The sequence below is a fragment of the Pseudomonas sp. P39-UII1 genome (assembly GCF_039672635.1).
Taxonomy (GTDB): Bacteria; Pseudomonadota; Gammaproteobacteria; order Pseudomonadales; family Pseudomonadaceae; genus Aquipseudomonas.
The window spans coordinates 1-344 of record NZ_JBDFPP010000069.1; the positions used below are offsets into that span (position 1 = coordinate 1).

The following is a 344-nucleotide window of genomic DNA, read 5'->3' on the forward strand; positions in this document are numbered from 1 at the left end:
GGCCTGATCAATGAAGGGCGTAATGCTGCGACCTTGGGCGTTACCCAGTTTCTCTGGCAAGACGATGAAAACACTACCCATGCGCAAGGCATGATCGAGCGACTGTTCATGTTCTTTGACGATAACCCCAAGGTGCCACAGGCCTTGATCGCGAGCCAGGATGGGGATGTTGCGCGGGACCCTTATCGCAAACCGGGCACACCGGGATTGCAAAATGGCCACGTGGTACCGACGATCTACGAGAATGCGACTGGCCTGCTGGTCACGCGCTCGGACCGAGTGGATCGCTACATTCGCCCCTTCGTCACCCGTGACGCCGAGGACAACCAGGACAAAAAAACTGA

At 57.0% G+C, this 344-nt stretch carries 1 protein-coding gene; it reads left to right on the forward strand.

All coding sequences use genetic code 11. The features are described from left to right. The coding region (locus tag ABEH27_RS25750; protein ID WP_346616256.1) for a DUF2875 family protein at positions 1–344 on the forward strand (344 nt) is incomplete at both ends.